The 24,225-nt window shown below is 69.1% G+C and carries 19 protein-coding genes, 2 tRNA genes and 1 riboswitch; of the genes, 9 read left to right on the forward strand and 12 right to left on the reverse strand.

Annotation, left to right across the window (positions count from 1 at the left end; all coding sequences use genetic code 11):
• Positions 1 to 476: 476 nt before the first annotated feature.
• The 5 genes from ACTOQ3_RS42565 to ACTOQ3_RS42585 form a co-directional block, all read right to left on the reverse strand.
• The gene (locus ACTOQ3_RS42565; protein WP_440089705.1) at positions 477 to 1,415 is read right to left on the reverse strand and encodes a coiled-coil domain-containing protein; all 939 of its coding nucleotides are present in this window, start codon (positions 1,413 to 1,415) and stop codon (positions 477 to 479) included.
• A gap of 42 nt (positions 1,416 to 1,457) precedes the next feature.
• Positions 1,458 to 1,594, reverse strand: a riboswitch (cyclic di-AMP (ydaO/yuaA leader).
• 72 nt (positions 1,595 to 1,666) lie between these two features.
• Entirely contained in the window at positions 1,667 to 2,746 is a 1,080-nt protein-coding gene (galT, locus tag ACTOQ3_RS42570) for a galactose-1-phosphate uridylyltransferase (protein ID WP_440089707.1), read from the reverse strand.
• Complete coding sequence (locus ACTOQ3_RS42575; protein WP_440089709.1) at positions 2,743 to 3,543, reverse strand: DeoR/GlpR family DNA-binding transcription regulator; 801 nt, start codon at positions 3,541 to 3,543, stop codon at positions 2,743 to 2,745. The genes galT and ACTOQ3_RS42575 overlap by 4 nt, the downstream gene beginning before the upstream one ends.
• Positions 3,544 to 3,636: 93 nt before the next feature.
• Positions 3,637 to 4,233 (reverse strand): HD domain-containing protein, encoded by a 597-nt coding sequence (locus tag ACTOQ3_RS42580; RefSeq protein ID WP_440089711.1) that lies wholly within the window; start codon positions 4,231 to 4,233, stop codon positions 3,637 to 3,639.
• Positions 4,234 to 4,672: 439 nt separating this feature from the next.
• The gene (locus tag ACTOQ3_RS42585; protein WP_440089713.1) at positions 4,673 to 5,242 is read right to left on the reverse strand and encodes a TIGR03086 family metal-binding protein; all 570 of its coding nucleotides are present in this window, start codon (positions 5,240 to 5,242) and stop codon (positions 4,673 to 4,675) included.
• 210 nt (positions 5,243 to 5,452) lie between these two features.
• Here ACTOQ3_RS42585 and ACTOQ3_RS42590 point away from each other — a divergent pair, with 210 nt between their 5' ends.
• Positions 5,453 to 6,997: a choice-of-anchor I family protein gene (locus tag ACTOQ3_RS42590; protein ID WP_440089715.1), complete on the forward strand. Its 1,545-nt coding sequence runs from the start codon at positions 5,453 to 5,455 to the stop codon at positions 6,995 to 6,997.
• A 230-nt stretch (positions 6,998 to 7,227) separates the two neighbouring features.
• Here ACTOQ3_RS42590 and ACTOQ3_RS42595 read toward each other — a convergent pair whose 3' ends face one another.
• The 3 genes from ACTOQ3_RS42595 to ACTOQ3_RS42605 all read right to left on the reverse strand — a co-directional run bounded on the left by ACTOQ3_RS42595 (position 7,228) and on the right by ACTOQ3_RS42605 (position 11,254).
• Entirely contained in the window at positions 7,228 to 8,901 is a 1,674-nt protein-coding gene (locus tag ACTOQ3_RS42595) for an ATP-binding SpoIIE family protein phosphatase (protein WP_440089717.1), read from the reverse strand.
• 44 nt (positions 8,902 to 8,945) lie between these two features.
• On the reverse strand, positions 8,946 to 10,532 hold the full coding sequence (locus ACTOQ3_RS42600; RefSeq protein WP_440089719.1) for a phytoene desaturase family protein: 1,587 nt from the start codon (positions 10,530 to 10,532) through the stop codon (positions 8,946 to 8,948).
• A gap of 104 nt (positions 10,533 to 10,636) precedes the next feature.
• Complete coding sequence (locus ACTOQ3_RS42605; RefSeq protein WP_440089721.1) at positions 10,637 to 11,254, reverse strand: TetR/AcrR family transcriptional regulator; 618 nt, start codon at positions 11,252 to 11,254, stop codon at positions 10,637 to 10,639.
• A gap of 86 nt (positions 11,255 to 11,340) precedes the next feature.
• Here ACTOQ3_RS42605 and ACTOQ3_RS42610 point away from each other — a divergent pair, with 86 nt between their 5' ends.
• On the forward strand, positions 11,341 to 12,651 hold the full coding sequence (locus ACTOQ3_RS42610) for an FAD-dependent oxidoreductase (protein ID WP_440089723.1): 1,311 nt from the start codon (positions 11,341 to 11,343) through the stop codon (positions 12,649 to 12,651).
• Between the two features lie 170 nt (positions 12,652 to 12,821).
• Here ACTOQ3_RS42610 and ACTOQ3_RS42615 read toward each other — a convergent pair whose 3' ends face one another.
• The 3 genes from ACTOQ3_RS42615 to ACTOQ3_RS42625 all read right to left on the reverse strand — a co-directional run bounded on the left by ACTOQ3_RS42615 (position 12,822) and on the right by ACTOQ3_RS42625 (position 13,989).
• Positions 12,822 to 13,232 (reverse strand): VOC family protein, encoded by a 411-nt coding sequence (locus ACTOQ3_RS42615; RefSeq protein ID WP_440089725.1) that lies wholly within the window; start codon positions 13,230 to 13,232, stop codon positions 12,822 to 12,824.
• 81 nt (positions 13,233 to 13,313) lie between these two features.
• Positions 13,314 to 13,706: a helix-turn-helix domain-containing protein gene (locus tag ACTOQ3_RS42620; RefSeq protein WP_440089727.1), complete on the reverse strand. Its 393-nt coding sequence runs from the start codon at positions 13,704 to 13,706 to the stop codon at positions 13,314 to 13,316.
• A gap of 212 nt (positions 13,707 to 13,918) precedes the next feature.
• Positions 13,919 to 13,989 (reverse strand) — tRNA-Gly (locus ACTOQ3_RS42625).
• An 89-nt stretch (positions 13,990 to 14,078) separates the two neighbouring features.
• On the opposite strand from ACTOQ3_RS42625, the gene ACTOQ3_RS42630 reads away from it, so the two are divergent.
• A tRNA-Pro gene (locus ACTOQ3_RS42630) sits at positions 14,079 to 14,152 on the forward strand.
• A gap of 101 nt (positions 14,153 to 14,253) precedes the next feature.
• On the opposite strand, the gene ACTOQ3_RS42635 is transcribed toward ACTOQ3_RS42630, so the two are convergent.
• Positions 14,254 to 14,763: an ATP-binding protein gene (locus ACTOQ3_RS42635; RefSeq protein ID WP_440089729.1), complete on the reverse strand. Its 510-nt coding sequence runs from the start codon at positions 14,761 to 14,763 to the stop codon at positions 14,254 to 14,256.
• A 243-nt stretch (positions 14,764 to 15,006) separates the two neighbouring features.
• On the opposite strand from ACTOQ3_RS42635, the gene ACTOQ3_RS42640 reads away from it, so the two are divergent.
• From ACTOQ3_RS42640 to ACTOQ3_RS42665, 6 genes are all read left to right on the forward strand, one after another.
• Entirely contained in the window at positions 15,007 to 15,873 is an 867-nt protein-coding gene (locus ACTOQ3_RS42640; protein WP_440065975.1) for a helix-turn-helix domain-containing protein, read from the forward strand.
• A gap of 209 nt (positions 15,874 to 16,082) precedes the next feature.
• Positions 16,083 to 17,468: a trigger factor gene (tig, locus tag ACTOQ3_RS42645; protein ID WP_362686771.1), complete on the forward strand. Its 1,386-nt coding sequence runs from the start codon at positions 16,083 to 16,085 to the stop codon at positions 17,466 to 17,468.
• A 516-nt stretch (positions 17,469 to 17,984) separates the two neighbouring features.
• A complete protein-coding gene (locus ACTOQ3_RS42650) occupies positions 17,985 to 18,629 on the forward strand; it encodes a ClpP family protease (protein WP_386161284.1) in 645 nt (214 codons plus the stop codon).
• 11 nt (positions 18,630 to 18,640) lie between these two features.
• Positions 18,641 to 19,285: an ATP-dependent Clp protease proteolytic subunit gene (locus ACTOQ3_RS42655; RefSeq protein ID WP_326642780.1), complete on the forward strand. Its 645-nt coding sequence runs from the start codon at positions 18,641 to 18,643 to the stop codon at positions 19,283 to 19,285.
• Positions 19,286 to 19,477: 192 nt separating this feature from the next.
• The gene (clpX, locus tag ACTOQ3_RS42660) at positions 19,478 to 20,758 is read left to right on the forward strand and encodes an ATP-dependent Clp protease ATP-binding subunit ClpX (RefSeq protein ID WP_329084422.1); all 1,281 of its coding nucleotides are present in this window, start codon (positions 19,478 to 19,480) and stop codon (positions 20,756 to 20,758) included.
• Between the two features lie 250 nt (positions 20,759 to 21,008).
• Positions 21,009 to 23,636, forward strand: a complete 2,628-nt coding sequence (locus tag ACTOQ3_RS42665; RefSeq protein WP_440089732.1) for a valine--tRNA ligase — start codon at positions 21,009 to 21,011, stop codon at positions 23,634 to 23,636.
• The last annotated feature ends 589 nt before the right edge of the window (positions 23,637 to 24,225 follow it).

Raw genomic sequence — 24,225 nt, forward strand, 5'->3', positions numbered from 1 at the left:
GGCGGCGACGTGCGTCATGCCGTCGAGCGCGGCCACCTGGTGGCACTGCGCGAGGGCGTCGGACTCGATCCAGCTCGTCGGGGAGGCGAACACGGTGACGGTGGCCGGACCCACGGCCGCGGTGGACGGCGGCGGGGACTCCAGCGGGGGGTGTCGCTGAGACAAAGAGGCTCTCTTAAAAAGGGTATGGGCTGACAGCGTTACGGGGCGCGTCGGCACCGTGGCATTTCGGGGGGCGGGGTGCCGTCCGTCAGAGCGTCATGGACACCACGTTCCCCGAGCCCCACCCCCGAGGCAAGCGGTTTTCGGCCGTACGGACCTGTATGTCGGCGCTCACCGCCGTCTCACGACGTGCGCATCGCCGCGGCCCTCATCTTCTGCCGCGTGCCCGCCGGAGATCATCGAACGGGAAACCCGCCACGTGCCCTGGACATGCCCTCGACACGGCATCACCGCGGGCCGGAGGCCGGGGCAGCTCAGAACATCGAGATGTGCGGATGGTCGAAGTGGTTGGCCGTGATGCCACCGCGGTTCGACATGAAGCGCCAGCCGGAGCCGTGGTTGATCCGCTGACGCCAGATCACGTACTTCACGCCCAGTCTGGTCCTGTTCTTGAGGGCCCAGGCGGCGATCTCGTCGCCCAGCGCGAGGTTGGCGGCCGAGGGCATCGTGCCGCCGGTGCTCATCATGAAGTCGCAGGCGCGGCCCAGGGGGTGCTCGCCGCCGTCGTTGGCGGCCCGGTAACAGCCGACGGAGTACGGGAGGCTGAAGCGCCGCATGACGGCGTCGCGCATGATCCGGGTGCGGTCGGTGATGTTGTCGGCACCGGTGGGGAGCTGCGGGGCCCAGCTGCCGTCGGAGCGGCGGCCGGAGCCGGTGGGGGCGAGCCGGTCGAGCTTGTCCTTGACGTCGCGGATCACGTCCTCGGCCTCCTCGCGCCGGCCCTCCACCTCCTTGGCCTCGTCGCGGATCTCGTCGGTGAGCCTGGACGCCGTCTCCGCCGCCTTCTTCCTGCGCTCGAGGCTGCCGGCGAAGCCCTCCAGGTAGGCGCTCTGCTGGGCGGTGAGCTGTTCCATCACCGCGGCGGCGCCCATGTCGCCGGAGAACATCAGCGCGGGCAGCCCTCCGCTGCTGCTGGTCTGGTAGCGGAGCTGGACGATGGAGTCGACCTGCCTCTTGGCCTCGACATAGATCTCCTCGGCCTTGCCCAGGTTCTGCTTGGCGACGGCCTCGGCCTTCTGCGCCTTCTTGAGGGACTCGCGTCTGGCCGCGTAGGTCTCGATCAGCCCGTCGAGTTTCTTGCCGAGTTTGGCCAGGTCGGCACGGAGTTTGGCCTCGGTCGGCTTGGGTTCCGCGCTTCCCGCGGTGGGGGTACCGATGGTGAACGCCGCGATCGAGCTCAGACAGAGGACCACAGCGGCATGCCGACGGAACGTGGGGGACGAGGCCGCCACGAACTCTCCTCTCCTTCCGCCTACCGGGTTAGCTGACGGGTTCGGGCTGGAGGAAGCCCTTCCACCGAAGTGGTTTCACCCCAGGTGCGGTGGTTCCCCGGCTCCTGGGCGAGGCGCCCAGGATTAGGCAAATCAGCGTTTACAGCCGATGTGGGAAGGATAGTAGTGGTAAACAGCAGGTCATGCGACCTCAAGACGAGACCAAGCGGTAATCAGTTCGTGATGACAGAGCGCAGAAGTTGTGCTGTTCCCTCGGGGGACACGTCGTTCACGAAGGCGCCCATGGCCGACTCCGACCCGGCGAGGTATTTCAGCTTGTCCGGCGCGCGGCGGATGCTGAACAGCTCCATGTGCGCGTACGACAGATCGCGGCCGGTGGAGACCGGCGCCTGGTGCCAGGCCGCGATGTACGGCATGGGCACGCCGAACAGCCCGTCGAGGCGGCGGAGCACGTCGGTGTAGAGGGGGCCGAACGCCGCGCGCTCCTCGGCCTCCAGCGCGACCAGGTCGGGGACCTGGCGGTGCGGGTAGAGGTGGACCTCCACCGGCCAGCGCGCCGCGGCCGGGACGAAAGCCGTCCAGTGCTCGTTCGAGCCCACCACCCGGATACCGGCCTCCCGCTCCGCGGCCAGGACGTCGGCGAACAGGTTGCCGCCGGTCCGCTCCCGGTGGCGCTCGGCCGCCCCGAGGGTGAGCCTGGTGCGCGGGGTCACGTAGGGGTAGGCGTAGATCTGACCGTGCGGGTGGGCCAGGGTGATGCCGATCTCCGCTCCCCGGTTCTCGAAGCAGAACACCTGCTCCACGCCCGGCGTCGCCGACAGCTCCGCCGTACGGTCGACCCAGGCCTCCATGACCAGCTCGACCTGCTCGGGGGAGAGCCGCGAGAACGACGAGTCGTGCTCGGAGGTGAAGCAGACCACCTCGCACCTGCCGATCCCCGGACGGACCTCGCTCAGCCCGCCGATCTCCCGGTGCTCGCCCGGCTGGGCGGAGAACGACGGGAACCGGTTTTCGAAGACCACCACGTCGTAGTCGGAGGCGGGCACCTCGGTGAGGTTGCCGGGGGTGGAGGGGCAGAGCGGGCACTCGCTGGCCGGGGGCAGGAAGGTGCGGCCCTGACGGTGCCCGGCCACCGCGATCCACTCCTCGGTGAGCGGGTCGTAGCGCAGCTCGGAGGCGGCGGGGCGGGGCGGCAGGTCACGCCGGTCGACCGCTCCGCGGTCGGCGTCGTCGCGCCGGTCGAAGTAGATGAGCTCCCGGCCGTCGGCCAGGTGGGTGATCGTGCGTTTCATCGGCCGGAGATCTCGCTCTCTCGCTGGGGTTCCGTGATGATCAGTTCGCCCACCGAGGCGGCGATCTCCTCGCGGGCCTCCCCGGTCAGGCCGGAGTCGGTGACCACGATGTGGGCCTCGGCCAGCTGGGCGATGGTGCTGATGCCGACCGTGCCCCACTTGGTGTGGTCGGCGAGCACCACCAGGCGGTGCGCGGAGGCGACCAGCTCGCGGTTGGTCTCGGCCTCCAGCAGGTTGGGGGTGGTGAACCCGGCGCGGGTGCTCATCCCGTGCACGCCGAGGAAGAGGGTGTCGACGTGGAGCCCGCGGATCGCCGAGACCGCGACCGGGCCGACCAGGGCGTCGGAGGGGGTGCGGATCCCGCCGGTGAGCACGACCGTGCGGTCGGCCCTGGGGGAGCGGTGGAAGACGTCGGCGATCCGGATCGAGTTGGTGATCACGGTCAGCTCGGGCACGTCGACCAGGTGGTGGGCGAGCGTCCAGGTCGTGGTCCCCGCGGAGAGCGCGATCGCCGTGGCGGGCCGGACGAGCCCGGCGGCGTGCTGGGCGATCGTCTCCTTCTCCGCCTGCTGGCGCGCCGACTTGGCGGCGAAGCCCGGTTCCTCGGTCGAGCCGGGCCCGGCGGCGGTGGCGCCGCCGTGGACCTTCTCCACCAGGCCGCGCTCGGAGAGCACCTCGAGGTCACGCCGGATCGTCATGTCGGACACGCCGAGCTCCCGGACGAGATCGGCGACCCGGACCCCGCCGCTACTGCGCACCCTCTCCAGGATCGCCTGCTGCCGCTGCTGGGCAAGCATGCCTCGCTCCCCTCGCTCCCCTTAATCCACCAGATTCCACCAAATTACCACGGTGAGACCACGAAACGTTGTTGAGTATTGGTGGCTAACCGCTCACAGTCGCTCAAGCTCAGCCGCGATGTTCGCTCTCGCCGCCTCCTCCAGATCGGCGACGCGGAAGATGGCCGGGAGGTCGAGCAGCGAGCGCAGCACGGCGGCCCGCCCGGCCCTGAACGCGTCGTCGGGGACGAAGCCGTACTCCTCGCGCACGGCCGCCGCGTAGCCGGCGTAGACCTCCGGGGACGAGCCCAGGATCGCCAGGTCCGCGTCGGACAGCACGGCCCCGTCCGCGTCGCCGGGCGCGGGGTCGTGCGTGACGGTCAGCCTGACCAGCCGGGCGACCGTCGCCACGGCCTCCGCGGACAGTCCCGTCTCCGGCAGCGCGCGCTCGGCCAGCCCCGCGCTCCGCTCCTCGTTGTCGCCGCGCCGGGGGTCGTAGACGGCGTCGTGGAACCAGGCCGCCAGCCGTACGAGGTCCGGATGCTCGGCGTGGCCGGCCAGGGCGTCGACGTGGTCGAGGACGGCCTCCAGGTGGGCGGTCGTGTGATACCTGCGGTGCGGCTCGTCGTACCGGGTGATCAGTTCGCTGCCGAGGGGGTCGGCCCCGAGGCCGGCCAGGGATCGCCAGCGGGCCATCAGCTTCTCGCTCATGTGACGGAGCCTAGAACCCGGCCGGTGCCGTGCCGGAGGGACGGGGCGCGAAATCGATCACGCGTCCGCGCGCCGGGGCGCGGGACGTCAGGACCGGGGAAAGCCGGGGAAGCGCCGGGGAAACCCGGGGAAACTCGGGGAAACCCGGTCCGCCGGAGTTGGGCGGATCGTCGTTCGGGCCTTGTGCGACCGGCGTTCCGGGAGGAATGTGAAGGTCTGAGCCGGTGAGATCGAGCCCCGTACGGCCCCGAGAGGGGGCCGGACCTCGCGGGACTCGGCGGGACCTCGGAGAATCTCAGGGAAGGGGTGGTCGGCATGGGCAGACGAGCGCGTAAGGCCAAGGCCCGCAGGAAGCGCAAGGCCAACCACGGCAAGCGACCGGCCTAGCGGCCCGGGCCTCCCCGCGTGAGCCGGGGGCGAGCGCCCGGAGAACGGACGGTCAGGCGCGACGGCCCCAGGAGGCCAGCAGCCGGGTCTGCGCGTCGGTGCCGGAGGGCACCTCCCGGTGTCCTCCGGGGGGCGCGGCCTGCCGGTAGCCGGGCTCCACATGGCTGAACCAGGCGGCGCAGGCCTCGACCAGCTCGGGATCGAGCCGTTCGTCGGCGCCGATGGCGCGGGCCAGATCCCACGTGTGGATGAGCGCGTCGGCGAACAGCTCGGTGACGTACTCCCGGCCGGGCACGTCGCCGAACGGCAGGTGGACGAGGCGGTCGAGGGCGTGGACGTTCGTCGCCGCCTGGATGGCGGGCACGGCCGAGGTGTCGAACGCCTTGATGGGATCGTCGCCGAGCAGGTCCCCCTCGAAGGCGTCGCCGACCTCCGCGGAGGTCCCCCCTGCGAGCAGTACGGGGGCCCACAGGTTCTCGCCGACCACATGGTTGACCAGGGCGTGCACGTTCCAGTCGACGCACGGCGTCGGGTTCTCCCACTGGTCGGGGCCGACCCGGTGGACGAGAGCGCCGAAGTCGTCGAGCGCGCGCTGGTAAGCCTCGGGTATGTCGATGGTCATCATGCCCCTCCCGATGCCCTCCCGGGTTTCCTCCCGGCTCTCATCTTGACCGTAACCCCTGGACCGCCAGTAGTCATCGCGTCAACGGACATGACCGGCATGCCCGGGGTTGCCTAGGGGATCGGTCCGGGTACACCTGACCGAGGGGCTTCATCCCGCGGTCATCTCAGCGTCAGGTTGAAGTCACGATATTTCGTGAAAATTCGTCTCATGCGCACCACGACTTTCACCCGGGCGGCCGCCGCGGCGGTCACCGGCCTGCTCCTCATGCCCGTCTCCGCGGCCCCGGCCACCGCCGAGTCCGGCCACGGGGGCGTCAAGCTGACCTTCCTCGGTCGTTACACCACCGGTACCGTCGCCGCCGGCGCCTCGGAGATCACCGCGTACGACGCCTCGACCCGCCGGGTCTTCGTGGTGAACGCGCAGGCCGGCACCGTCGACGTGCTCGACATCCGCGACCCGCGCAAGCCGCGCAAGGTCGCCACCCTGGCCACCCCGGGCGCCAACAGCGTCGCGGTGCGCCGCGGCCTGGTCGCCGTGGCCCAGCAGGCCGCGATCAAGACCGACCCGGGCACCGTCGCCTTCTTCGACGCCAAGAGCGGGCGGAAGCTCAGGCAGGTCACCGTGGGCGCGCTGCCCGACATGCTGACCTTCACCCCGGACGGGCGCCGGGTGGTCGTGGCCAACGAGGGGGAGCCGTCCTCCTACTGCGAGGGCGAGGTGGCCGACCCCGAGGGTTCGGTGAGCGTCGTCGACCTGAGCCGCTGGACGGTGCGGACCGCGGGGTTCGCGACGTTCGACGCGGAGCGGCTGCGGGCCAGGGGAGTGCGGATCACCGGCCCCGGGGCCACCGCCGCCCGGGACCTGGAGCCGGAGTACGTCACCGTCGAGGGCGACACCGCCTACGTGACCCTCCAGGAGAACAACGCGCTCGCGATCGTCGACCTGGACCGGGCGGCGGTCCGCGACGTCGTCCCGCTGGGGCTGAAGGACTGGTCGAAGACCGGGTTCGACGCCTCGGACAAGGACGGGAAGATCGACATCAGGCCCCGGCCGGTGAAGGGCATGTACCAGCCCGACGCGATCGCGCACTTCCGCGACCGCGGGCGGACCTACCTGGTCACCGCCAACGAGGGCGACGGGCGCGAGTGGGACTGCCACGCCGACGAGGTCAGGGTCAAGTCGCTGGACCTCGCGCTGCCCGACGCCGGGAACCTCAAGAAGGACACCGAGCTCGGCCGGCTGAACGTGGCCGCCGACTCTCCCAGGAACGCGAGCGGCGCCTACACCGAGCTGCACGCGTTCGGCGCCCGCTCGATCTCGATCAGGTCCACCTCGGGAGCGCTCGTCTGGGACTCCGGCGACCAGCTGGAGCGGCTCGTCGCCAAGGAGCTGCCCGACGCCTTCAACGCCGACAACGAGGAGGACGACTCCTTCGACAGCCGCAGCGACAACAAGGGCCCCGAGCCCGAGGGGGTCACGGTCGGCGAGGTGCGCGGCCGGACCTACGCCTTCGCCGGGCTGGAGCGGGTCGGCGGGATCGTCGCCTACGACCTGGGCGACCCGCGGGCGCCGCGCCTGGCCGGGTACGTCAACACCCGTGACCTCAGCGGCTCCATCGAGGAGGGCACCGCCGGGGACGTCGGCCCCGAAGGCGTGCTGTTCGTCCCCGCCTCCGACAGCCCCACCCGCCGCCCGCTCCTGGTGGTCGGCAACGAGGTCAGCGGTACCACCGCCGTCTACGAGATCCGCTGAACCTCCGCCGGACCCCGCTTCGGCGACCATCCCGGCACACCCGGCCCCACGCCGCGAGAACCCGCGCGGCGTGGGGCTTCGCCGCGTACGGGCTCCGAAGAAGCGGGGGCGTTCGATGAGGCGTGAGGCGTGAGGCCCTGGCCGTACGGGGCCGTACGGGGCCGTACGGGCCGCGATGACGCGGGAGGCGGCACCGCGGCCCGTGCGTGTGGCCCGGCAGGGCTGCCGGGCTAGGGCAGCCGCTGCTCGACCCAGACGATCTTGCCCTTCGGGGTGAGGCGGGATCCCCAGCGGTGGGCGAGCCAGTTGATGAGATGCAGGCCGCGGCCGGTGTCGCTGGTGGTGGACGCCTCCCGCATGACCGGCTCGGACGCGGAGCTGTCGGACACCTCGCAGACCAGCGTGGGCCCGCGCAGCAGCCGCAGCTCGACCTCGCCCTGACCGTGCTCGACCGCGTTGGCGACCAGCTCGCTGACCATGAGCTCGGTGTTGTCGCAGAGCGAGGACAGCTCCCACTTGTCGAGCGTGGCCCGGACGAAACGGCGGGCGTGGGAGGCGGAGCGGCGGTCGGGGGGCAGCGACGTCTCGACGAACTCGTTCTCCGTCAGCTCCGACACCCTGGCCAGCAGGAGGGCGATGTCGTCACGCTCGTGCCCGGGCCGCTGGGCGCTGATCGTGAGGTCGCAGACCTCCTCCAGATCATGGTCGGGGCCGGAGAGCAGGCCGCGCAACGCGCCGATCCCCTCCTCGATGTCCCGGTCGCGGCTCTCCACCAGGCCGTCGGTGTAGAAGGCGAGCACGGTCCCGCCGGGAAGCGTGAACTCCCGCATCTCGGCCGGCTCGTTGCCGATGCCCAGGGGGAGCCCCGGCGGCAGCTCCAGCAGCTCGGTCTCGCCGCCGGGCCGCACCAGGATCGGCGGCACGTGCCCGGCGCAGGCCATCGCGCACCGCCGGGTGACCGGATCGTAGGTGGCGTACACGCACGTGGCGATCTGGCTGGCGTCCAGATCCTGGCTCATCAGGTTGAGCCGGAACAGCACGTCGGCCGGGCTCAGGTCCAGGCTGGCCAGCGTGCGCGCGGCCGTGCGGAGCTGGCCCATGGTGGCGGCGGCCCTGATGCCGTGCCCCATCACGTCGCCGACGACGAGGGCGACCCGGCAGCCGGGCAGCGGGATCACGTCGTACCAGTCGCCGCCCACGCCGACCAGGTCGCTGGCCGGCAGGTAGCGGGAGGCGATCGTCAGGCCCAGCGGCTGGGAGAGGTCGACGGGCAGCAGGCTGCTCTGCAGGGTGAGCGCGGTGCGGCGCTCGCGGTTGTAGAGCCGCGCGTTGTCCAGGCAGACGCCGGTCCTGGCCGCCAGTTCCTCGGCCAGGTTGACGTCCTGCTCGTCGAAGGGCTGGCTGGTGGGCCTACGGGTGAAGATGACGAAGCCCAGCACCCGGCCGCGCGCCTTCAGCGGCACCACCAGGAACGAGCTGTCCTCCAGCACCTTCGACACCGAGTCGCGCTTCCAGAACCGCCCGATCTCCTCGGCGGTCCTGCGCCCCAGCCGGGGGTAGAGGATCGGGTTGCCGGTGGCCATGCACCGGGCGTAGGGGGTCCAGGCCTCGTAGACGGCCACCTCGTCCACGGGGAACGCCTTGGCGTACTCGCCGGGGGAGGGGTCGGCCACGCCGACCGCGATCCGCCGCACCAGCGCCGAGCCGTCGGTGGTCTCCTGGGGGAACTCACCCTCGGTCACCAGCCGGTCCTGGACGAGGATGCCCGCCGCGTCCGCGAAACGCGGCACGGCGACGTCCATCAGCTCCCTGCCGGTCTCGAACATGTCCAGCGTGCTGCCGATGCGCTTGCTGGCGGCGTTGAGCAGGGACAGCTGCTCGTGCATGGATGCGGGACTGCCCATCCTGAACCCTGGTGTCGCTGGATTCTTGGTGACGAAACGGGACTTCACTCGCTCCACCGGGGTGCGGGAACCGGCGTCCACCAGGTTTCCAGTTCGAGGTCTTCTGCGATGGCGTTGGCGCCGTTGTATCCGGGGGCCGCGGAGACCGAGCCGCCCGGGTGGCTGCTGGCGCCGCAGAGGTAGAGGCCGTCGACGGGGGTGCGGTACTGGCCCATCTCGGGGACCGGCCGGTTGCCGCCCAGCTGGGACGGCTCGTAGGCCCCCACGTGGTGGCTGCCGCGCACCATGTTGACGCAGTGCCGCTCGATGTCGAGCGGTGTGAAGACCCGTTTCCCCAGGACGGCGCCGCTCGCCAGGTTGGGGGCGTACTCGGCCCACTCGGCGAGCAGCCGCTCCCCGACCTCCTCGCGCCGCGCGTCCCAGCTCGCCGGGTCGCCGCCCAGGTCGTACGGGGCCCACGGCCACCAGAACGCCACGTGTTTGCCGTCCGGCGCGTACGAGGGGTCGAACAGAGAGGGGCACGCGCCGTTGCCGGCCAGCCGGTCGGGCAGCCGTCCCTGGTGGATCTGGTCGAAGGTGCGGCCGAGCTGCTCGCTGTCGTCGGCGCCGAGCACCACGAGGAAGGCCCGGTCGACGTCGGGCTCGAACTCGGCGGCCCGGTAGCGCGGCGCCTCGTCGAGCGCCAGGTGGAGGGTGACGAGACTGTGCCCGGCCCACTTGTAGCCCTCGACCTTGGCCACGATCTCCGCGCCGAAGTTCTCCGGGCCCGCCAGCCGCACGGTCTGCGGGGCGTCCACCGCGCTGGCCACGAACCGGCGGGCGGTGAGCACGTCGCCGGTGGCGAGCCGCACCCCGGTGGCCCGCCCGTCGTCGACCATGATCTGCTCGACGTGGGCGCCGGTGACCACGGTGCCGCCGTGCTCCTCGATGACGGCGCGCAGCGCGCTCGCGACGTTGCCCGCGCCGCCCACGGGCACCCCGAGCCTGGCGATGCGCGACAGCAGCCGGGGGAAGAAGCCGCCGGTGCCGGGCACGTTCTCGATGGAGATCGCGTGCAGGAAGGACTTGAACAGCACCCTGACCTGGTCGCTCTCGAAGTTCCTGTCGACGGCCTCGTACAGCGACAGCGGCATGTAGCTCAGCATGTCGCGGCCGAGGTCGCCCCCGACGCGCTCGGCGAGCACCGGCGGCGGCAGCGGCCTGGAGTACAGGAAGCCGTTCATCAGGTCCCTGGCCGCCTCGGCGTAGCGCTCGTACAGCTCCAGCCAGCGCGCGGCGTCGGCCTTGGAGAACCGGGCGAAGGACTCGGCGGTGCGCTTGGGATCGGTGTAGACCGTGATCGCCCGGCCGTCCCTGAAGACCGTGGCGTGCTGGGTCTCGGGGTAGACGTAGCGCAGGCCGTAACGCTGAAGCTCCAGGTCGGCGGGGACCGGGCCCTCCTCCAGGAAGTGGTAGCTGCTGTGGGTGTTGTGCCGGAAGCCGGGCAGCGTGAGCTCCTGGGTGCTGCAACCGCCGCCCGCGACGTCGTTGCGCTCGACGACCGCGACCGACAACCCCGCCTTCGCGAGGTAGGCGGCACAGGTGAGGCCGTTATGGCCCCCGCCCACGATGACGCCGTCGAACTCCGACACTTTCCCTCCAGGGGGCACTCTGACTGCTGGTATGGAGGATTGTAAAGAATGATCTATATACGAACATTGTGTTTAACAGAGATTTGTAGATATTTCCAGACGAACTAGGACTTCACGGCGCCGAGATGGCCGAGCAACCGCGCCAGTTGCTCCCCATACCGCTCCCCGAACTCCTCGGATGCCGGGTCCTGCCCGCAGAGCGCGCGGACCAGCTGGGGGAATATCGCCCCGGCGCCGGCCGCGGCGAAGAGCATCAGGAGCAGGCAGGCGGGGTCCAGGTCGCCGGGGAACTCCCCCTCCGCCTGTCGCCTGCGCAGGTCCTCGACGTCGCTCCGCATCTGCTCGATCAGCGAGGAGTCCTCCTCGCCGTCGTCCTGCAGCCCGCCCCAGATGAGGATCCTGGTGAGGTCGCGCTCGCGCACGGTCCCGGTGACGTAGCCGCGGATCAGCTCGGGCAGCGACGGCGGCGGTGACGTCCCGGCGAAGGCGCCCTCCTTGCTCTGCCACTCCGCCGTGAGCGCCTTGAGCAGCCCTTCCTTCCCGCCGAAGTAGTAGGAGATGAGCTGCTTGTTCACCCCGGCCCTGGCGGCTATCTCGCTCACCCTCGTCCCGGCGAATCCCTTGGCGGAGAACTCGGCCTTGGCCGCCTCGACGATGCGCCTCCTGGTGCGCTCGGGATCGCGCCTGCGCTCCACGGGGGCGCGGCGAGGGGTTTTGTCCATGCCTCACGGTAACACCGGCCAACCAACGGGATGAATCTATCAACCATGTGGTTGATAATTTCATCCATCTGGATGATAGTGATGCCATGACGAATTCGAGAGTTGCCGTCGTCGGAGGCGGGATCGGCGGCCTCTGCCTGGCGCAGGGGCTGCGCGGCGCGGGTGTCGACGTGACGGTCTACGAGCGCGACCGCACCCCCTCCGACCGGCTCCAGGGCTACCGCGTCCACATCGACCCCGACGGCTCCCGGGCCCTGCGCGACTGCCTGCCGCCCGAGTTGTGGGAGGCGTTCCTGGCGACCTCCGGCCGTGACGCCCAGGACTTCCGCTTCCTCAGCCACCGGATGAGGCCGCTGCTGACCCTGGAGAGCCGGCCCGTGGCCGACCCGGTGGACGCCCACCACTCGGTCAGCCGGATCACCCTGCGGCAGGTCCTGCTGTCCGGGCTCGACGGGCCCTCCGGCGTCGTCCGGTTCGGCAAGACCTTCGAGAGCTACACCCGCGACCCCGGCGGCACCGTCACCCTGCGCTTCGCCGACGGCACCACCGAGACCGCCGACATCGTGGTCGCCGCCGACGGCGGCAACTCCCGCGTCAGGCACCGGTACCTGCCGCACGCGCGGCGCGTCGACACCGGCATCGTCACGGTCGCGGGCAAGTTCCCGCTCACCGCCGCCACCCGGACCCTGGTCGATCCCGCCCTGTACGAGGCCGTCAACATGATCATCCCGCCGAGGGGCCTCGGCATGTTCACCGCGCCGCACGACCTCGGAGGCGCCGGAAACGCCGGAAACGCCGGAAACGCCGAAAACACGGTCCTGCCGTCGGGGATCGGCAGGACCGAGCGGGAGGGCGCCCTGTTCGACAACACCGGCGCCTACGTCATGTGGGCCTTCGGCGCCGCGACCGGCCGCTTTCCCGGCGATCTCGCCGTGATGGACGGTGAGCGGCTCAGGGACACCGTGGCCCGGATGATCACTGGCTGGCACCCGGACCTGCGCGCGCTGGTCACCAGCTCCGACCCCGCCACCGTCTCGCTGCTGCCGATCCGCACCTCGGTGCCGATCGGCCCCTGGCCCGCCACGAACATCACCCTGCTCGGCGACGCGATCCACAGCATGACCCCGATGCGGGGCATCGGCGCCAACGTCGCCCTGCGCGACGCCCGATCACTCTGCCGGGCCCTCACCGGCGCCCTCGGCGGCGGAGGCGACCCTGTCGCGGCCATCGCCGCCTACGAGGCGGAGATGCGCGAGTACGGCTTCGCGGCCGTACGCGACTCCCTCAGGGCGGCCCGGCAGTTCGTGGACGAGAACCCGGTGGCCCGGGTCGGCTTCAGGACCTTCCTGCGCACCGCCCAGCGCCTTCCGGTCCTGAGGCACAGGGCCTTCTCGTGAGACGGGACGGCCTTCGCCCGGCCCGTCCCATCCGCGTTCACGCCATGGCCGGACCGCGGCCCGCGGCCGCCCCGCGTCCGCGGGCAGGACGCCACCGGCCAGGCCCGGCCGGTCACGCCGGTGCCGGCTGCCGCTGACGGCCGGACCGGCGGACCTCGCCGGTCACGGCGCTAGGCCTTCAGCTGGGTGAAGCGGAGGCGGTTGCCGAAGGGGTCACGGAGGCCGCAGTCGATTCCGTACGGGCGCTCGGTGGGCTCCTCGGTGAACTCGACGCCCCGGTCCCGCAGCGTCTCGTACGTCTTGCGGCAGTCGTCCGTGCTGAAGATGAGCTGGCCGCCCATCGCGCCCTTGGTCACCAGCTCGCGAACCTGCTGCGCCGTCTCCGCGGACATCATCGGACCCCCCGGCTTCTCCAGCAGGATCTGGCGCTCCGGGTGGCCGGGGACGCCGACGGTCAGCCAGCGCATGAAGCCCATGTCGACGTCGGCGTTGACCTCCAGGCCAAGCTTGCCCACATAGAAGTCGAGGGCCTCGTCCTGGTCGAGGACGTATATCTGCGAGTGCGTGATGGAGTTGAACATGCGAATCACGCTACTGGGCAGGCCGGAGGGAAACTTATCCGAAACTGTCGAGTTGGCGGAGGGCACGGGCAGGGCGGGCGGTCAGCCGTTCGGCCGCGTCCACGCCATCGTGAAGCACGTCGGCACGCCCACGGCCGTCGCCTCCTTGCGGTACGTCCTCGGCGACCGGCCGACGATGTCGCGGAACGTGCGGCTGAAGGTCCCCGGGCTGCCGAAGCCGACCTGGAAGCAGATGTCCGTCACGCTGCGGTCGGTGTCCCGCAGCAGGGACATCGCACGCTCGACCCGGCGGCGCTGCAGGTAGCGGTGCGGCGTCTCGCCGAACGTGGCCCGGAAGGTGCGCGTGAAGTGCGCCTCCGACACATGGGCGATCCGGGCCAGGGCCGGAACGTCCAGCGGCTGCGCGTAGGCGCGGTCCATCGTGTCCCGTGCCCGGAGCATGCGGCGGTTGGTCTCTTCGACGGCGCGACTCACGACGCCATCACATCACGGTTCCCGTCGTCCGTGACGCGGGCGGGAACGTGACCAGGTCATCGCGTGGGCGCTCGGGAAGGAATTCAAGAAAGCCCGCGAAAACGGATCCAAAAACCATCGGGCACGCAGCGGGCACGGAAGTTCCTGAAGTTTTGGCGAAACATGAAAGGCCAGGTCGCCGTATATGGGCTGACCTGGCCTTTCGCCATCTGAGCGGACGACGGGAATCGAACCCGCGTAGCCAGTTTGGAAGACTGGGGCTCTACCATTGAGCTACGTCCGCGCGAGCCGGCGTCAGTCTGGTCTAGACTTCATCCGTTCGTCAGGGCGTAAGCGTACCGGAGTTCCGGAGCGTGCGCGCACTCGACGTACCGGGGTGTGGCGCAGTTTGGTAGCGCACCTGCTTTGGGAGCAGGGGGCCGCAGGTTCAAATCCTGTCACCCCGACGTGTGCCGGGCATCGGTTCCGACCGATGCCCGGTTCTTCGTGTGCGAGGTCAAGAGCTCTTCGCCGCGTGGGACGCACGGGCGGCGGGGACCGAGGAAGATCAGTGACGGGGGCTGAAGAAGGCCCAGACGGCCTTGCCGCCGCAGTTGAGGTGGTCCCAGCCCCACCCCTGGCTGTAGGTCTCCACGATGTAGAGGCCCCGGCCGTTCTCCGAGACGAAGTCGGGCTCCTTGGGGGTCGGAACCTCGTCGCTCGGATCCGTCACGGCCAGGAGCACATGGGGGGAGAGGTGCACCAGGACGAGCGTGATCGGAGCTATCCCCGTCTGGGTGGGCGGACACAGCGCGTAACGGACCGCGTTGGTGACCAGTTCCGAAACCACTAGCGCTGCGTCATCGCTGAGCTCCGCCAGTCCCCAGTCGTGGAGTGTCGAGCGTGTCACGTCCCGGGCGGTCTTCACCGAGTCGGCCTGGCTGGGCAGGGGGCACGCGGTCGCGCCGGAGTGGTTGGCCTCCAGTAGCTCGTCAAAGCCCACCTGGCGGGTCGCCTGCAGGTAGTCGGCAGCCGATTTTGGCTCCTCCACCATCCTGCCGGTACCTCCCGCTGTCATCGTGAGTCTCCGCACCACTTGAGAGTTTTCAGAGCTTGTGCACCATAAGCCCAATATGCACTAAGCCATCATGGGTCACCGGAACGTCTGCTGCAAGACCCAAATGCACGTGCAGTTGCAGTGTGCAGCCGCATGGGCGGTTAAGGCGGCGACTTGGCGAATCGGGCAGGGAGTTGAGACCTTGTCATAGCGGCCGGAAGTAGTGACACTGTGTGCGCTGGCCCAAGTACAGAGGGAGGCGAAGTGACGCAGGTTCAACCGGGATCGGGTCCCACAGCTCTGCGTATCCTCTTAGGCTCCCAACTGCGTCGCCTGCGCGAGGCCAAGGGGCTCTCGCGCGAGGAGGCGGGCCATCTGATCCGCGGATCCGAGTCCAAGATCAGCAGGATGGAGCTCGGCCGGGTCGGCCTGAGGGAACGCGACGTGGCGGACCTGCTCACCTTCTACGGGGTGGAGGACGAGCACGCCCGGTCGGCGATCATGGATCTGCTGCTGCGGGCCAACGAGCCCGGCTGGTGGCACCGCTTCAACGACCTGCTGCCCTCGTGGTTCCAGACGTACGTCGGCCTCGAGGAGGCGGCCTCCCGGATCCGCACCTACGAGGTGCAGTTCGTGCCCGGCCTGCTGCAGACGAAGGAGTACGCCAGGGCGGTCATCACCGCGGGGAGCGCCGGTATCGCGCCCGAGGAGATCGCCCGCCGCGTCGACCTGCGGATGCAGCGCCAGCAGGTGCTCGGGCGGCCCGACGGCCCGTTCTTCTGGGCCGTCATCGACGAGGCCGCGCTACGGCGCCCCATCGGCGGCGCGGACGTCATGCGAGCCCAGCTGGAGCACCTGCTCGACCTCATGCGGCAGCCGAACATCACCATCCAGGTCATGCCCTTCAGCTTCGGCGGCCACAGCGCGGAGGGCGGGGCCTTCAGCGTGCTCCGCTTCAACGATCGCGAGCTCCCCGACGTCGTCTACGTCGAGCAACTGGCCAGTGCCCTGTACCTGGACAAGCGCGAGGACGTCGACCGCTACAGCGAGGTCATGGAGCGGTTGTGCGCGGTCAGCACCACGCCCGGGGAGACGAATGACATCCTGAGGCGGATCATCAAGGAGGACTGAGCGGCCATTGGTCGCTCGATGGTGCCGCTCTGCCCTAGACTGGCCAGCGGCGCTGAACACCCGCCGCTGTGGAGCATGCCCTGATCTCGCGTGTCTCGACGGCTGTGCCAGGTGCCGCTCATGTGGGCGCGGCGCGCGAGCTTGCCGCGGTAGCCGTTACGACTTGACGCGCCCGCGATCACTCAAAGCTTGATCAAGGAGACGACCCCGTGAAGACCGCTGTGGAGGAGCTCAGCCCGACCCGGGTGAGGCTTACCGTCGAGGTGCCGTTCGAGGAGCTCGGCGAGAGCCTGCAGGCGGCGTACAAGAAGGTCGCGCAGCAGGTGCGCGTCCCCGGGTTCCGCCCCGGCAAGGTTCCGGCCCGCATCATCGAGCAGCGGTTCGGCCGCGCCGTGGTGCTGGAGGAGACCCTCAACGACGCGGTGCCCAAGCTGTACGGCCGGGCCGTCGACGAGAGCGAGATCTTCCCGGTGAGCCAGCCGGAGATCGAGGTCACCAAGATCGAGGATGGCCAGCAGGTCGAGTTCACCGCCGAGGTGGACGTCCGCCCCGGCTTCGACGTCCCCGACTACCAGGGCATCGAGGTGACCGTCCCGGTCTCCGAGGTCTCCGACAAGGACATCGACGACCAGCTGGACGGCCTGCGCCAGCGCTTCGCCACCCTGACCGGCGTCGAGCGCCCCGCGGCCTCCGGCGACTTCGTCGTCATGGACCTGGCCGCCGCGATCGACGGCGTCAACATCGAGGAGCAGCAGGCCAACGACGTCTCGTACGAGGTCGGCGCCGGCTCGGTGCTGCAGGGCCTGGACGACGCCCTGGTCGGCCTGTCCGCGGGTGAGACCAAGGAGTTCACCACCAACCTGGTCGGCGGTGAGAACGCCGGCGAGGAGGCCGTGGTCACCATCACCGTCAAGAGCGTCAAGGAGAAGGTCCTCCCCGAGCTGGACGACGAGTTCGCCCAGCTCGCCAGCGAGTTCGACACCCTTGACGAGCTCAAGGCGAGCATCAGCGAGACGGCCCGCCGCAACAAGCTGATCGACCAGGTCGTCCAGGCTCGCGAGAACGCCCTCGACGCCCTGCTCGACAAGATCGACATCCCGCTGCCCGAGAGCGCGCTCAAGGCCGAGGTCGACAACCGCAAGCACAACCTCGAGCACCAGATCGCCGACAGTGGCCTGAGCAAGGAGGCGTACTTCCGCCTCTACCAGACCACCGAGGAGGAGCGCCTCGCGGAGTTCGACGAGAGCGCCGCCAAGGCCCTCAAGACGGGCTTCGTCCTTGACAAGATCGTCAAGAGCGAGGACCTCGGCGTCAGCGAGCAGGAGCTGACCAACTTCGTGGTGCGCCGCGCCATGCAGATGAACGTCGCGCCCAACACGCTCGCCCAGCACCTGGCCGACAACGACCAGCTCACGCTGGCCATGGTCGAGATCGTCCGTGACAAGGCCAAGAGCGTCATCGGCGACGCCGCCAAGGTGGTCGACGAGGCCGGCAACGAGGTCGACCTCAAGGCCATCTACACCGAGATCAACGGTGAGGAGGCCTCCGACACCGACGAGGCCGCCCAGGCCGACGAGGTCGAGGCCGCCAAGTAGTTCCCGGCCGAGTGGAGGCACCGGGCCCGCCCGGCGCCTCCACCGCCCGATGCCCCCGCCGCGTTCCACGCGACGGGGGCGTCTTCGTCTGACGGGTGGTGAGAGCGCCCCCGTCTTCCGCGTGGTGAGCGTGCCCTCGGTCTCCGGGCGGTGAGCGTGCCGCAGAGCGGTGCCTGGGGTTCTCCTGCCTTCCTCCCGACCTCCTGCCCCCCGAGGTACCTCGCGGGCTCCTGGGCCCTCTGAGAGCCGTCGGTCCCTCTCTCCGGAGGCGGCGGCGCCGTACGGCTCTCCTCCGCAGCCCCCGCTTCCGCCCCTCGGCGGACGCGACACGCCGTACGGGCTCTGGCTTCGGAGCCTCCACCCGGGTACGCGGCAGGGGGTTCCGGACGTGGTGGGGAGGCGGCGGGCAGCATGCGCCGTCAGCGAACAGTGCGTTGAGGAGGCATGTCCGGTAGGTGACGCGCGTTAAGGTCACAAGCAAAGCCAATCGATTACGACGCATCGGAAGGTGACGCTGTGACCAGCCCGCCGACCTTCTACCAGCCGACCGGCTCCGGGCCCGAGTCGATGAGCCAGCCGAACGGCTCGTTCAGGCTCGAAGACCAGCTCTACCAGCGGCTGCTGCGTGAGCGCATCATCGTGCTGGGCACCCAGGTCAACGACGAGATCGCCAACCGGATCTGCGCCGAGCTGCTCCTGCTCGCCGCGGACGACTCGGAGCGCGATATCTGGCTCTACATCAACTCGCCAGGCGGTTCCGTAACCGCTGGTATGGCGATTTACGACATGATGGAATATGTCCCTAACGATGTGTGCACCGTCGCGATGGGTCTGGCCGCTTCCATGGGCCAGTTCCTCCTCTGCGCCGGCGAGCGGGGCAAGCGATACGCCCTGCCGCACGCCCGCATCATGATGCACCAGCCTTCCGGTGGCATCGGCGGCACCGCCGCCGACATCGCCATCCAGGCGGAGCAGATGCTCTACGTCAAGAAGACCCTCGCCGAGCGCATCGCGTTCCACACCGGTCAGAACATCGAGCAGATCGAGGCCGACTCCGACCGGGACCGCTGGTTCACGGCCGAGGAGGCCAAGAACTACGGCTTCATCGACCAGGTCGTGCGCAGCGCTCGACAGGTGCCCTCCACGGGCGCCGTCTCCTGAAGGGGCACAAGGTGAGTGAGTTGATCCGGCCGGGAGACATCAACGGCCGCTACGTTCTTCCGTCCTTCACCGAGCGCACGTCCTACGGCATGCGGGAGATGAACCCGTACGCCAAGCTCTTCGAGGACCGCATCATCTTCCTCGGCGTGCAGGTGGACGACGCGTCAGCCAACGACGTCATGGCGCAGTTGCTGACTCTGGAATCGCTCGACCCCGACCGCGACATCAGCATCTACATCAACTCGCCGGGCGGTTCCTTCACCGCCATGACGGCGATCTACGACACGATGCAGTTCGTCCGGCCGGAGATCCAGACGGTCTGCCTGGGCCAGGCGGCCTCGGCGGCGGCGGTCCTGCTGGCCGGCGGCACGCCGGGCAAGCGCTTCGCCCTGCCGAACGCCCGCATGCTGATCCACCAGCCGTCCACCGAGGGTGGCGGCCAGGGAAGCGACATCGAGATCCAGGCGCGCGAGATCCTCAGGATGCGCGCGCAGATGGAGACGATCATCGCTCAGCACTCGGGCAGGGCACCGGAGGCGGTCCGCAAGGACATCGAGCGGGACAAGATCCTTGACGCCGTCGAGGCCAAGGAGTACGGACTGATCGACGACATCATTCCGTCCCGCAAGAAACTCGCGAAGGCCGTAGCCTCCTAACGAGGCATATCGCACCGGAACCGTGCCGAATCAGGCACGTTCCGGTGCGACTCGCCGCTAGGGGGCTCACTGAGGGCTCAGAAGACGGTAACGTCGAAACCTAAGCGGGATGACTTTTCGATCGGGTATCGGGCCGGTCGGAAGAAACGGACCGCGGCAGCCAGGGCGGTCCCACGCAAAGGAGTATCTGGGGTGGCACGCATCGGCGACGGGGGAGACCTGCTGAAGTGTTCTTTCTGTGGAAAGAGCCAGAAGCAAGTCAAGAAGCTCATCGCCGGACCCGGCGTATACATCTGCGACGAGTGCATCGACCTCTGCAACGAGATCATCGAGGAGGAGCTCAGCGAGTCCTCTGAGCTCAAATGGGACAGCCTTCCCAAGCCGAGGGAGATCTACGAATTCCTCGACGCCTACGTCATCGGTCAGGACCAGGCGAAGAAGGCTCTCTCCGTGGCGGTCTACAACCACTACAAGCGGGTGCAGTCCGGCGAGCGCGGACGTGACGACGGCATCGAGCTGTCCAAGTCCAACATCCTGCTCCTGGGCCCCACCGGTTCCGGCAAGACACTGCTCGCCCAGACGTTGGCGAAGATGCTGAACGTTCCGTTCGCCATCGCCGACGCCACCGCCCTGACGGAGGCGGGCTACGTGGGCGAGGACGTCGAGAACATACTGCTCAAGCTGATCCAGGCCGCCGACTACGACGTCAAGAAGGCCGAGACCGGCATCATCTACATCGACGAGGTCGACAAGATCGCCCGCAAGAGCGAGAACCCGTCGATCACCAGGGACGTCTCCGGTGAGGGCGTGCAGCAGGCCCTGCTGAAGATCCTGGAGGGCACGACCGCGAGCGTGCCGCCGCAAGGGGGCCGCAAGCACCCTCACCAGGAGTTCATCCAGATCGACACCACCAACGTGCTGTTCATCTGCGGTGGGGCCTTCGCCGGTCTCGAGAAGATCATCGAGTCCCGGGTCGGCCGCAAGGGGATCGGTTTCAACGCGATCATCCGCTCCAAGGAAGACATCGACGGCGCCGACATCTTCGAGAACGTCATGCCCGAGGACCTGCTGAAGTTCGGCATGATCCCCGAGTTCGTCGGCCGGCTCCCGGTCATCACGAGCGTCCACAACCTCGACCGTGAGGCGCTCATCCAGATCCTCACCGAGCCGCGCAACGCCCTCGTCAAGCAGTACCGCCGTCTGTTCGAGCTGGACAACGTCGAACTCGAGTTCACCGACGACGCGCTGGAGGCCATCGCCGACCAGGCGATCCTGCGCGGCACCGGCGCCCGCGGCCTGCGGGCGATCCTGGAGGAGGTCCTCCTCTCGGTGATGTACGAGGTGCCGTCGCGGCAGGACGTGGCACGTGTGGTCATCACCCGCGAGTCGGTCCTGGAGCACGTCAACCCCACGCTCGTCCCGCGTGACCAGCTCAACAAGCAGCAGCGGCCGCCGCGCGAGAAGTCGGCCTAGAAAGCCCGCGCGAACCCTCCTGGTTCGCACGATCGGCGCCCCCCGCGGGTTCTCCCGCGGGGGGCGCCGCCGTTCTCGGCTGTCCGGTTCCTGCCAGTGGCGTACCCGCGGCCGGACGGTGCCCTCGTCGCCCCCCGTCCGGCGTCCGCCGGTATCCACCCGTGCTCGCCGGTGTTCGCCGGTACCCGCCGGTGTTCGGCGGCGGGATCGTCTCGCTCATCGGTAGAAGTCAGGGGGAGAAGCGGTCCGTATGGCGGTCCGTGGGACAGGGGGCACGCGGACATCCCTAGACTTGGGCATCGTGACGACGCCAGAGCTGCCTACCCAGTACGCACCCGCCGACGTGGAGACCCGGAGCTACGAGCGCTGGGTATCGGAGGGACACTTCACCGCCGACCCGAGCAGCGAGCGCGAGCCGTACAGCATCGTCCTGCCTCCGCCGAACGTGACCGGTGTCCTGCACATCGGCCACGCCCTCGACCACTCCATCCAGGACGCGCTGACCCGCCGTGCCCGCATGCGCGGCCAGGAGACGCTCTGGCTGCCCGGCATGGACCACGCCGGCATCGCCACCCAGAACGTCGTCGAGCGCGAGATCGCCAAGGACGGACTGTCCCGGCACGACCTCGGCCGCGAGGCGTTCGTCGAGCGCGTCTGGCAGTGGAAGGAGGAGTCCGGGGGCCGGATCCTCGGCCAGATGAAGAAGCTCGGCGACGGTGTCGACTGGTCGCGGGAGCGCTTCACCATGGACCCGGGCCTCTCCCGGGCCGTCCAGACGATCTTCAAGAAGCTCTTCGACGACGGGCTCATCTACCGCGCCGAGCGCATCATCAACTGGTGCCCGCGCTGCCTGACCGCGCTGTCGGACATCGAGGTCGAGCACAGCGAGGACGAGGGCGAGCTCGTCTCGATCCGCTACGGCGACGGCGACGACTCCATCGTGGTCGCGACCACCCGGGCCGAGACGATGCTCGGCGACACCGCCGTGGCCGTGCACCCCTCCGACGAGCGCTACGCCCACCTGATCGGCCGCGAGGTGGAGCTGCCGCTCACCGGGCGCCGCATCCCGATCGTCGCCGACGAGCACGTCGACCCCTCCTTCGGCACCGGGGCGGTCAAGGTCACCCCGGCGCACGATCCGAACGACTTCGAGATCGGGCGCCGCCACTCGCTGCCGTCCATGACGATCATGGATGAGCGGGGAGTGGTCACCGCGCACGGCCCGTTCCAGGGCCTCGACCGCTTCGAGGCCAGGCCCGCGGTGGTGGCCGCGCTCCGCGCGGAGGGCCGGATCGTCGCGGAGAAGCGTCCCTACCTCCACTCGGTCGGGCACTGCTCGCGCTGCAAGACCGTGGTCGAGCCCCGGCTCTCGCTCCAGTGGTTCGTCAACGTCTCCCCCCTGGCGAAGGCCGCGGGCGACGCGGTCCGCGACGGCCGGACGAAGATCCACCCGCCGGAGCTGGCCAAGCGCTACTTCGACTGGGTCGACGACATGCACGACTGGTGCATCTCCCGGCAGCTGTGGTGGGGACACCGCATTCCGGTCTGGTACGGCCCGGACGGAGAGGTCGTCTGCGTCGGCCCCGACGAGCAGGCGCCCGAGGGCTACGTCCAGGACCCCGACGTCCTCGACACCTGGTTCTCCTCCGGGCTCTGGCCGTTCTCCACCCTCGGCTGGCCGGACAAGACGCCGGAGCTGGCCAAGTTCTACCCGACCTCCGTCCTGGTGACCGGCTACGACATCCTGTTCTTCTGGGTGGCCCGGATGATGATGTTCGGCATCTACGCCATGGACGGGGAACCGCCGTTCAGGACCGTGGCGCTGCACGGCATGGTCCGTGACCAGTACGGCAAGAAGATGTCGAAGTCGTTCGGCAACGTCGTCGACCCGCTCGACTGGGTCGAGCGCTTCGGTGCCGACGCCACCCGCTTCACGCTGCTGCGCGGCGCCAACCCCGGCTCCGATGTTGCGATCAGCGAGGAATGGGCCGGAGGCTCACGCAACTTCTGCAACAAGATCTGGAACGCCACCCGCTTCGCGCTGATGAACGGCGCCGTGACGGGCGAGCTCCCCACCGAGGAGCTGACCGCCGCGGACCGCTGGATCCTCTCCCGGCTCCAAGAGATCGTCGCGTCGGTGGACACCGCCTTCGAAAGCTTCGAGTTCGCCAAGATCTCGGACCTGCTCTACCACTTCGCCTGGGACGAGGTCTGCGACTGGTACGTGGAACTCGCCAAGATCCAGATCGCTTCCGGCCAGGAGCACACCCGGCTCGTGCTGGGTCACGTCTTCGACTCGCTGCTTCGCCTGCTCCATCCTCTGGTGCCGTTCGTCACCGAGGAACTGTGGCGTGCGGTCACCGGGCGCGAGTCGATCGTGGTCGCCCCCTGGCCGACGGTCCAGGAGTCGCTGCGTGATCCTTCGGCGGAGGAGGAAATCCTCGCCATGCAGGGGCTGATCACCGAGGTGCGCAGGTTCCGTTCCGACCAGGGCCTCAAGCCGGGCCAGCGGGTCGCCGCACGGCTTTCGCTCGCCGACACGGCACTCGCCCCCCACGAAGGGGCGATTCGGTCGCTGCTCCGGCTCGACCAGCCGTCCGAGTCGTTCGCCGCGACAGCCAGCCTTGACGTGGGCGGCATCGCCGTGGAGATCGACACGGCCGGGACGATCGATGTGGCCGCCGAGCGCAAGCGCCTGGAGAAGGATCTCGCGGTGGCGCGCAAGGAGGCGGCCCAGGTCGCGGCCAAGCTCGGCAACGAGCAGTTCATGGCCAAGGCGCCCGACGACGTGGTGACCAAGGTGCGCTCCCGGGCGGCACAGGCTGACCAGGACATCGAGCGGTTGCTCGCCCAGCTGGCGTCGTTGCCGGCCGGCTGACTTCTGGTCTGACCGACTCCCGGCAGCGCGAGTCGGCGACAGGGTTTGTCCTGACAGGTCGTGAGTCGGGCGGGGACTTTGTCCGCACAGGCAGGGACTTGGCCTGAGCAGCGGGAAGAGGACTGCTCCGGATCGGTGGCCGCTTTGAAGAGAACCCAGGGTTTCTTGACCCTGGGTTCTCGTGTTTAAGGGCTGGCATCCCAGGGAAGACCTAGTTCTTACCGGGAAGTTGGTCATCGCAGCCCTGGGGGACTGCTAGAGTTCTTCATGCAGGGCAGCGTCCTGCACCTCCCTTCCAAAAATCCCGGCAAATCGGGCGTGTCCGTACGATTGGACAACGACCGGATGTTGGAGTAAGTTAGAGGGGTTGCCCTGGAAACGGGGCAGTCGCAATCCTAGCGGGTTCGACGGGTTCGAGTCGAGCGTCGGAAATCCGACAGTTTGACACGAAACCGACACTCCTGATAAGATAGTGACACGAAATGGAACGCCCCGGAGTTCTGCCGGACCACTTGGTCGGGTCAGGGTGATGGTGTACGCGTCCGTTTCTTGAGAACTCAACAGTGTGTTAAAAGCCAGTGCATGAAGC

It is taken from the genome of Streptosporangium sp. LJ11, assembly GCF_051918945.1.
In the GTDB taxonomy this organism is placed as follows: Bacteria; Actinomycetota; Actinomycetes; order Streptosporangiales; family Streptosporangiaceae; genus Streptosporangium.

Excerpts from the sequence above, each read along its gene's own strand:
- galT (WP_440089707.1), bottom strand. The coding sequence starts at position 2,746 with ATGAAACGCACGATCACCCACCTGGCCGACGGCCGGGAGCTCATCTAC.
- ACTOQ3_RS42575 (WP_440089709.1), bottom strand. The coding sequence starts at position 3,543 with ATGCTTGCCCAGCAGCGGCAGCAGGCGATCCTGGAGAGGGTGCGCAGT.
- ACTOQ3_RS42580 (WP_440089711.1), bottom strand. The coding sequence starts at position 4,233 with ATGAGCGAGAAGCTGATGGCCCGCTGGCGATCCCTGGCCGGCCTCGGG.
- ACTOQ3_RS42585 (WP_440089713.1), bottom strand. The coding sequence starts at position 5,242 with ATGACCATCGACATACCCGAGGCTTACCAGCGCGCGCTCGACGACTTC.
- ACTOQ3_RS42590 (WP_440089715.1), top strand. The coding sequence starts at position 5,453 with ATGCGCACCACGACTTTCACCCGGGCGGCCGCCGCGGCGGTCACCGGC.
- ACTOQ3_RS42595 (WP_440089717.1), bottom strand. The coding sequence starts at position 8,901 with ATGGGCAGTCCCGCATCCATGCACGAGCAGCTGTCCCTGCTCAACGCC.
- ACTOQ3_RS42605 (WP_440089721.1), bottom strand. The coding sequence starts at position 11,254 with ATGGACAAAACCCCTCGCCGCGCCCCCGTGGAGCGCAGGCGCGATCCC.
- ACTOQ3_RS42610 (WP_440089723.1), top strand. The coding sequence starts at position 11,341 with ATGACGAATTCGAGAGTTGCCGTCGTCGGAGGCGGGATCGGCGGCCTC.
- ACTOQ3_RS42615 (WP_440089725.1), bottom strand. The coding sequence starts at position 13,232 with ATGTTCAACTCCATCACGCACTCGCAGATATACGTCCTCGACCAGGAC.
- ACTOQ3_RS42635 (WP_440089729.1), bottom strand. The coding sequence starts at position 14,763 with ATGACAGCGGGAGGTACCGGCAGGATGGTGGAGGAGCCAAAATCGGCT.
- ACTOQ3_RS42665 (WP_440089732.1), top strand. The coding sequence starts at position 21,009 with ATGGCGGTCCGTGGGACAGGGGGCACGCGGACATCCCTAGACTTGGGC.